Consider the following 8,151-nt stretch of genomic DNA (forward strand, 5'->3'; position numbering starts at 1 on the left):
GTAATTGTAAACAACCTTGTCAAACCAACCACTCTCTTCAGGTTGTTTATTACGAACAACTACCAAAGGATTAGTTGGTTTACCACTCTCCCACACTTTGTTTTTAGTGATCAATTGAAAGTCATTATAGTTATAGCTTAATGGGTCCGTACTTATATAGTTGCCTGCTCGTTTTCCCACACCACATAAAACAAATTTACCAAATTCATTTTTAACCTCTTCACCGTCGTCATACTTGCAGTCACCCTCAATAAGACGTTCATCTAAACTGGCATCTGAAAGTCGATATGCCCTGTAATAGTAATAATTTCCTTGCTCAGCAATCCAATAGAAACGGTCATTCGTCTCATCAACAATCACGCCTCTATTGCGTTTTTGTGGCGAACTCGTGATGCCTTTAATTTCCACGCTTTCGGGCAACATTGGCGTTTTTTCTAAGCTTTGTAAATTTAACTTATAAGGCAAATTATTGATTGCAACATAAGCACTAATCCCATCCGCTGAGAAGCTATAAACACGACTTAACTCCTCAATGGCAAGCTTGTCTCCTGTCTTTAAATCATACAAGGAGCGATTCTGGGAAAAGTACTGCCCGGTTGGGGACCGAAGCACACCATCAGAATTGTAAAAGTGAGGGATTTCTTCTTTAATTGGCAATTTGCGAACATCACTACCATTCAAGTTCATAATGTAGAATGCCGACAAAGGCTGGTAGTAAAACATCAATTGTGGCTGCTCATGTTGAGCGTCCCACTTTTCCAATGGATGCTCACCCGACATATCCACATAGAGTTCCCAATCCATCGGATTTTTGGTCATTCTCGTTTCTGTCGATTCACCTTTAATTTTTGGAAAGGATCTTTCTCTAACCATCTGGTCAATCTGCTGTTGCTCATCCAGTGGGGTGTTATTCTCTTCATCGTTTGACCATGAGTAGCTGGAAAAAAGCGTAGAAACTACGACCAAACCTAACGTAAACCGCTTCATTTCTGTTTCGTACCTTTAAATTAAAATGCTTTAAGTAAATCTGAATTGTATCGGCTGATATCCAGCTCGACATTGTACTGCTCAAGCCATTGATCAAGCTGAGATTGCGCTTCATTATGGCTACTCATGGTGATGGTGTTGTCATCAAGTTGCCATAACTGGCGTGAGCCTGCATAACTAAACTGCAGTGCAAGCATCGCATCTTGATTGCCCATTTTAGCCGCCGCGAGTAGCTTTCTATTCTTGCGATAAATAAGATTTAACGCCTGCTTAAGATCCCACACATAAGCCACTTCGCGCATTTTTGGCTGTGATTTAAGCTTGAGTAAAACCACCACCAGCCCTATTGCGCTCAGTACGACACCGAGTAGATTCCAATGAAAGTGCGACCCTTCTGGAGAGGGAAACAGGTAGATTAAACTCTGGGATATGGCAAGACTCGATATCGCCAAAATTGCAATGCAAGCAACGATGACGATATTTAAACGTGAACGGTATAGTTGCTTATCGATAGTCTGTAATTGCATGAGTAATCCGTTGTGCATGGCCTGTCTAAAATCCTACCGACAGCCTTTAATAGGGCGATAATTATACACCTTTCAGTCAGTTACATAAGTGGTAGTTTTAAAGTTGCCTACTTCTAACTGTAAACTCAAGCATTCAACAACCATTGAGTAACCGTCACATCACTAGATACATAGCGCCATTTAGCAAGTACACTACTGCCATCAGAACTCGTTTTAAATTGCTATGCCAAATCACGCTCATACATCTATCGATATCCCGTTTAATTGTCGCCATATTTGTTGGTTTTGTGGTGAGCCTTCATCTCGAAGCCTGCTCTTTCCGCGTCATCCGAGCAAAAAATCACAACACACCGCGCTCAGTGTGCCAGCCTGTAGCGAATGTGATTCAATCAAATATCCCAGCAAGATCGATTCAATTTGGGTGTTGCGTGCTTATCTAAAACAAGCCTTGCTCACCAAATACACCAAGCACCTCGCGATTGGTGAAAACTGGACAGAACAAGAGCTGCTTGAGAGTAATTTTTCAGGAGCGATTTTGGGGGGATTTGGCCAAAGCGCGTGGCAGATGTATGAGATTGCCAAACAACGTATAGCATTTGAAGGCTGGCCGCTCAGTATTGACGACCTACCTTTCTATACACTCGATGACACCAGTGGCTTTGAATTCAATGGTACCCGTTATTCATCGCTCAATACCTGTATCGATTTTTTTGTCGATGCAACTGGCATCGATAAAGATCTACTGACTGAACTGGTGGATATCGTAACGGCAAAACAATTTGCTTATGCGCTAAAGATCGCCAAATTGAATAAGCGTATTTCACCAGCTCGTCGTCACCAGATCATCGAAGAAATAAGCCTACAAGAAGCTGAAAAGCGCGAGGCAGAATTTGAGCGATTGGCGCTAACTACCATCAATGATGCCATTGAAGAGGTTGAGGTTGCCGGCACTCTTGCGCCTATCTTTGCGATTCAGTGGGCGATGGAAAAAGGCGCTCACACACTTGCTGACTTGTGCGCGTTAGAAGATGAATATTTTGACGAATTTGAGCATTTAGGCGGGGCCGCGGCGTTTGCTTCTTATAACGGGTTACAGCTCTATTTGAACGCGCGAGAAGACGCCGATTGGGTAGAGGCTAACGATCCAAATAAGGACTTATGGCGCTAGAAAACAGCCAAGATCACCTCTAGCCTCAAAAAAGGGCAAGCCATAATGTGACTTGCCCATTTATTGATTTTACCTAGTGACTAGCCACGGCGTGAGGCCAAAATCTCTTCAATGTTCGATGATTCGCGGTACAGACTCAGCGCAGCTTCTTGCGATTCAATCGCAATAATCGACATACGGTCCGCCAATTCATTGCCTTCAATGCCCACGTGGCCGTTAACATGATAAATCGTCATCTTAGACTTGATCTGCTTATACAACGCGTACATCTGCTGGATCAATTCAAGGTTCTTGATCTCTCCCCCCTGCTTCACCCAGCCTCTTTTCTCCCAACCAGCCGCCCATTGCGTAATACACTGAATCGAATACATTGAATCGCAGTAAATCGCGACGCTCAGCCCTTGCTCACTTTTCTGCTGAGCGATCAAAAAGGCTTGGTATAAACCATTCAATTCAGCCGTATTGTTGGTGCCCATGCCTTGATAAAGGCCATACCACAACTCAGACAGTTGGTTATCTTGGTAAATCGCTAAACCCGTACCCGCCTCGCCCGGATTCGGCTCACACGCGCCATCGGTAAAGATTTTGATATCGAACAGCATCTCGGTAATTTGTTGCTGGCTAAGCGGCGCCGCTTTGGGCTTTTTCGCCACTTTAGAAGCCGTCGATTTAAACCCTTTGCCGGTCGAACGACTAGTTCTCACGCTCGCTTTGCCACCAAACGCAGCTTCCGCCTCCGCTAAGGTTGGAAACGATTTAAATCTTGCGCCAGCGAACTTATCAACCTGCGCTTGGCATTGTGCCCACGTAGTAAAAATGCCAGTTTCACGCCCTTTCCAGACAACGTAATATTTTGTAGCCAATGTCTTAATCTCTCGAAGTAATGAAACGTAAAAGTAATGAAACGTAAAAGCCGCCTAATCTCGCCAACGCAGATGTTAACACTTGCAAGCCACTGTCAGTGGTTTAAAAGCTAAAGTTCTACATGAATTTACGCTGTATCCGTTATGAAACCTAAGGTTTTGATTCAAATGTCACACTTCGAGTGTAAATGAATCAACTGCTTATATCGTAGCGCACTCGCTTTGTGGTAATTTCGCCGTCTCAATTTGGTGAACAACATTTCCCAAGCACGCTTTATATCAAGGACATAGCACACATGAAAACCTCGACGTTATCGCTCGCGTTACTGACTTCCGGCCTACTGACCTTAAATGGTTGTACTCTGTCCCCGACGCCGCAGTTGATCAGCGAGGTTAACTTTGTCGATCCTCATTTCGCCCAATGTGTTGAAGAAAGCGGCGCGACTGAACTTGCACAAGTCACCGAGCTAAATTGTAACGGACAACAAATCCGTGATGTAAGCGAAATCCGCTATATGCCAGCACTAACCGATATCGTGCTGCTAGATAATCAGATTAGCGAAATTGATGTCAGCCATCTGAAGCAGCTAGAACGCCTAATTCTTGGCGGAAACCAACTCAGATCTATCGATATCTCTAGTAACCCGAAGTTACGTAGCTTGAACATTTCTGGCAATAAACTCACCGAGATCGACGTCAGCGACAATCCGGAACTGATTAGCCTGTATGTTTATAAAACGCCGCTCACTAGCCTTGATGTGAGCCAGCAAAGCAAGCTACGAGATCTTGGGGTCAGCCGCCATCAGTTGTCGACGATCGACCTATCGAATAACCCGCAACTTAGAATGTTGAACTTATCGGTCGGGACACTCGAAAACATCGACTTATCGCACAACCCAAAACTGGCATTTCTTTACCTGCCAAGTAACCAATTGTCGCAGCTTGATGTGAGCCAAAATCCAGATCTAAAAGTCCTGTCGGTGCGTAATAATCAGCTGCCAGAACTGATGCTAGGTCAAAATGCCAAACTCGAGAAAATCAAAGCCGATTATAACCAAATTGATCATATTGAATTTAATTCACAAGCACCGCTACGCGAGCTTGAATTAAACAATAACCGCATTGCCGAGTTGGATCTCGCACCGTTTACCCAAATAGATAAACTGGTCGCGTTTAATAATCCTCTACGCACTTTAATCTTTAACGTCGACTACTACCCTGAAATGCTGTCGATTGAAGGCACACCGGTGGCATTGGCAAACAAACCGCTCGATCAACAAGGCATCGCCAATTTGCTCTCACCACGAGTGAGCGTGATTGAAGGTGGCACCATTAGCCAAAACGGCAGCCAATATAACATTGTTGCTAGCCAAATTGTGATGCCAACCATTGGCCAATATATTGGTTTTCGCTATGCCGTAACCTTACCTAAAAATACTCAAGGTGAAGTCAGCCCAACACTGGCAAATCAAAAACAATTCCCGATCACCGTGCGCATGACTCACCCAACCATTACCGATCCGAAAAGTGGTAAAGGCTTCACCACATCAAGCTGGAATGACACCATGCTCGCCCATGATAATAACTTGGCTCTGTGGTACTTTGGCGAAAAATACGAGTTAGTCGAAGGTCGTTGGACGCTGGAAATCCTTTATCGTGATTCGGTGATCGCCAAACGCTCATTTATGCTGCTAAATGCCGATGACAACAGCGCTAAAAATCAAACCAACGATCCTCGTTTTACCATGGCGACACTGATCAAAGAAGGTGAAGGGGTGTTGTGTGCGCAAGACAAATACCGCTCTTGCTTGGCATTCGATAATCCAAAAAGCTGTGTGTCGGCATTAAAACCTTATAAAGAACAATGCCAGCAAGAGGCACTAAAGGCGATGGAGCCTCATCTTCGTCAAACTACTCAAGCACAATTAAAAGCTTTCTTTAGCTCTTATACTGCGTGTATGGCGAAAAACTATATAGAACACGACAGCGATCTGGATGTTAGCCAAGTCGGTAGCTGTTTGCTCAAGTAGCGAATACCAAAAGCAGTGCAACCAAAAGTAATCCAGTAAAAGTAAATAAGAACAATGCAATTATCGATTAATTCCGTAAAGCTAACTATCGCGACAGCTCTGCTGTCGCTGATCTCTTTTTCTGCTAGCGCAACTGACTTTTGTCAGCAGAATTTACTGCCGATTTTAAAACAGGCTTACCCAACGGCCACTGCGCTTACCAATAATGACGGTGAGCCTTATCAATTGCAGCTCGATGATAAATACCAGCGCTCTATCGACCTAGGTTTTAGCTCACAGGCAGTGTGCAAAGTATGGCCTGCCAAGCCGGAACTAACCCTACTCGCGGTAAAGCTGGATTATTATGAAGAAGAGCAACAGGGATGGGCCGCTTCAACGGCTGATCTTGAAGTATTGGTGGTCGACACCAAATCCAAACAGATTTTGGCGCGCCAACTTCTTGTGGATGCACTTTTCTCCGATGCGATCTCAGTTGATTCGATAGCACTGGATACCGCTCGATATCATTTAAATGATCACATCACCGCCTTTGGGGTCACCGTCAAACGCAGCTCGCATTCTGGTCCAAATCCTTATAACAGTAAAACGCTCAGCTTGTTTCAATTTGACGCAACTCAGCCCCAAGGCAAGCAAATTTCATTATTGGTCGACAGTTTGATTGTTAATCAATTTGGCGGTGAGAGTGATACCACCTGTGCTGGTGAGTTTTGGCGTACCAAACGTATTGTGATCATCAATAATGCTAAGCAGCAAGCGCCTAACCTATCGCCATTGACGGTTAAAACGCAAGTTAAGCATTTCCGCAGTACCCGAGAGCAAGATTCCTTTGATTGCATCGATAACACTATTGATATCAAGAAAGAAACCACCACGCTGCGCTTTGATGGCACGCAATACCCTGTCGCCAAAGAGATGCGATATCATTTCTAAACCTTTAATTTATATATACTGGATTTATAAATAACGGGTTACTCGTTAACGGGCTCCTAAGCTGTGATGATAAAGAGAATTCAAATGATAACGAGTACGCTTCGACGACGAGCTAATAACCTCTTTCTTTCTGCTAACTTATTCTTTTTTAGCAGCTTATTACTTTTTAATAACTTGGCTCATGCGGCCAGTTTTGACTGCGCCAAAGCTGGCACTTCGGTAGAAAAAACGATTTGCAGCGATGAAGATCTCTCTGCGCTCGATAGCCGATTACAAACTCACTATCAGCGCTATCTTGCACTAGCGAGAGAGGCTCAACCACAGCAAGTAAATCTGTCGCAACAAATAGACCTAACTCAACAAATAAAACAGCAGCAACGTGAATGGCTGAAAACCCGTAACCAGCGATGCTCAAGCCTCTATAGCTGTATGAACAGCTACAGCCAACGCATTGTCACGCTCAAGCAGATCGCCGATCAACAAAGCTTACTTAATCAACTCGTCACAACCACCGACAGCAATCGCCTGATTTGGTTAAAAGAGTTTACCCTACTGCGCGATGATTTTTTTGCCGCTCACACCAGCCAACTGTTGAGTAAAAAACGTCGCTTAACCTCAGAAGCTTTCGCGGCGCTAATGAGTGGCCCTCCTCAGGCTTATCAAGACAATGGAGAGGTGGTAATCGCGATGTCGTGTCGTCAGCATTCGTGTCCTGAAAAAGGCATAGTCGCTATAGATAAAAGCACTACGAATAAAAACAAGATAGCGATGGTGTTTGCGGCCATTCATTACACGGATGAGATGGGCAACAGCCAAATCGATAAACCGACGCTGACTTTCTACTATCGCGATCCAGCATTTTTTGAACGCGTCAAAGCAGAGATACTGGCGGTTGTGACGGAACACATCACCGTTGTTCAAGTTAACGAGGTTCTCATCGGCGATAAGCTAATCAGCGAAAAATAAATCTGCGGGGACCTCGCAACGAATGCAAAGCCCCATCCCGCAAAAAACCGTCGCGCTATGCCAAAAACCACAAAGGGAGCCAAAGCTCCCTTTTGTCTTTATAACCCCTCTAGTATTAGTAATCTCACGCGCTTAATGACCCAAACTTAATGCATCAAATGGTAGACGCGTAATGAATCGGCCATTGCCGCGAGATCCTCGCCTAAGAAGGTGATCGTAAGCGGTTGATTAGCCAGTAACGTGAAACTGGAATCGTCGAAGCGGCCGGCGGTATCACACTCTAAGTGCACAAAGAAGGCGGGTTTGTCGGCCACTAACGTAATTTGGCGGTCTACAATGCTCACTTCAATGTTTGCCTTCTCCATTGGCAATGTTTTTAGCTCATGGGTGCTAAACCATGTATTGCTGATACGGGTTTGTGCACCGTGCGATTCAACATAGAAGAAGCCGGATTTTAGGTCTAGCGTCTTAAACTCGTCATCTAGCTGCCAAACCACTACGTTGCTGTCTGGCGATGCGCTGTGTTCAATCGGCCACTGCTGTTTTACGTTACCTTGCCAATCCACCCATTGAAGCTGCGCGTTAACGGTGACGGATTGCTTGCCATCATTCAACAAATGTAGGCTTAATTTGCCGGTATGTTCTGAGAACACCAAATACTGCGGGGCAAAAAAACGCTT

The 8,151-nt window shown here is 44.7% G+C and carries 8 protein-coding genes; 4 read left to right on the top strand and 4 right to left on the bottom strand.

The annotated features are described in order from the left end of the window. Together RH88_RS00260 and RH88_RS00265 are read right to left on the bottom strand one after the other, a co-directional pair. Positions 1–987 (bottom strand): hypothetical protein (locus tag RH88_RS00260; protein ID WP_005592625.1); only part of this gene is annotated, 987 nt, incomplete at its 3' end. Positions 988–1,007: 20 nt separating this feature from the next. Beyond that, the gene (locus RH88_RS00265; protein WP_040757766.1) at positions 1,008–1,514 is read right to left on the bottom strand and encodes a DUF3087 domain-containing protein; all 507 of its coding nucleotides are present in this window, start codon (positions 1,512–1,514) and stop codon (positions 1,008–1,010) included. A gap of 223 nt (positions 1,515–1,737) precedes the next feature. Between RH88_RS00265 and RH88_RS00270 the strand changes: the two genes are divergently transcribed. Beyond that, positions 1,738–2,682 carry a hypothetical protein gene (locus RH88_RS00270; protein ID WP_005592627.1) on the top strand — a complete coding sequence of 315 codons (945 nt, stop codon included), beginning with the start codon at positions 1,738–1,740 and terminating at the stop codon, positions 2,680–2,682. A gap of 80 nt (positions 2,683–2,762) precedes the next feature. Here the strand turns inward: RH88_RS00270 and RH88_RS00275 are convergent, their stop codons facing one another. After that, entirely contained in the window at positions 2,763–3,545 is a 783-nt protein-coding gene (locus RH88_RS00275) for a ribonuclease H family protein (RefSeq protein ID WP_005592629.1), read from the bottom strand. 296 nt (positions 3,546–3,841) lie between these two features. On the opposite strand from RH88_RS00275, the gene RH88_RS00280 reads away from it, so the two are divergent. The 3 genes from RH88_RS00280 (at position 3,842) to RH88_RS00290 (ending at position 7,471) form a co-directional block, all read left to right on the top strand. Beyond that, complete coding sequence (locus tag RH88_RS00280; protein WP_005592630.1) at positions 3,842–5,575, top strand: leucine-rich repeat domain-containing protein; 1,734 nt, start codon at positions 3,842–3,844, stop codon at positions 5,573–5,575. Positions 5,576–5,629: 54 nt separating this feature from the next. Then, positions 5,630–6,505 carry a PA3715 family protein gene (locus RH88_RS00285; RefSeq protein ID WP_005592633.1) on the top strand — a complete coding sequence of 292 codons (876 nt, stop codon included), beginning with the start codon at positions 5,630–5,632 and terminating at the stop codon, positions 6,503–6,505. A gap of 84 nt (positions 6,506–6,589) precedes the next feature. Further along, positions 6,590–7,471: a lysozyme inhibitor LprI family protein gene (locus tag RH88_RS00290; protein ID WP_005592634.1), complete on the top strand. Its 882-nt coding sequence runs from the start codon at positions 6,590–6,592 to the stop codon at positions 7,469–7,471. A gap of 146 nt (positions 7,472–7,617) precedes the next feature. On the opposite strand, the gene RH88_RS00295 is transcribed toward RH88_RS00290, so the two are convergent. Continuing rightward, positions 7,618–8,151: glycoside hydrolase family 2 protein (locus RH88_RS00295; protein ID WP_005592635.1), on the bottom strand; the 534-nt coding region annotated here is incomplete at its 5' end.

It is taken from the genome of Vibrio scophthalmi LMG 19158 (genome assembly GCF_000222585.1).
Classification (GTDB): Bacteria; Pseudomonadota; Gammaproteobacteria; order Enterobacterales; family Vibrionaceae; genus Vibrio; species Vibrio scophthalmi.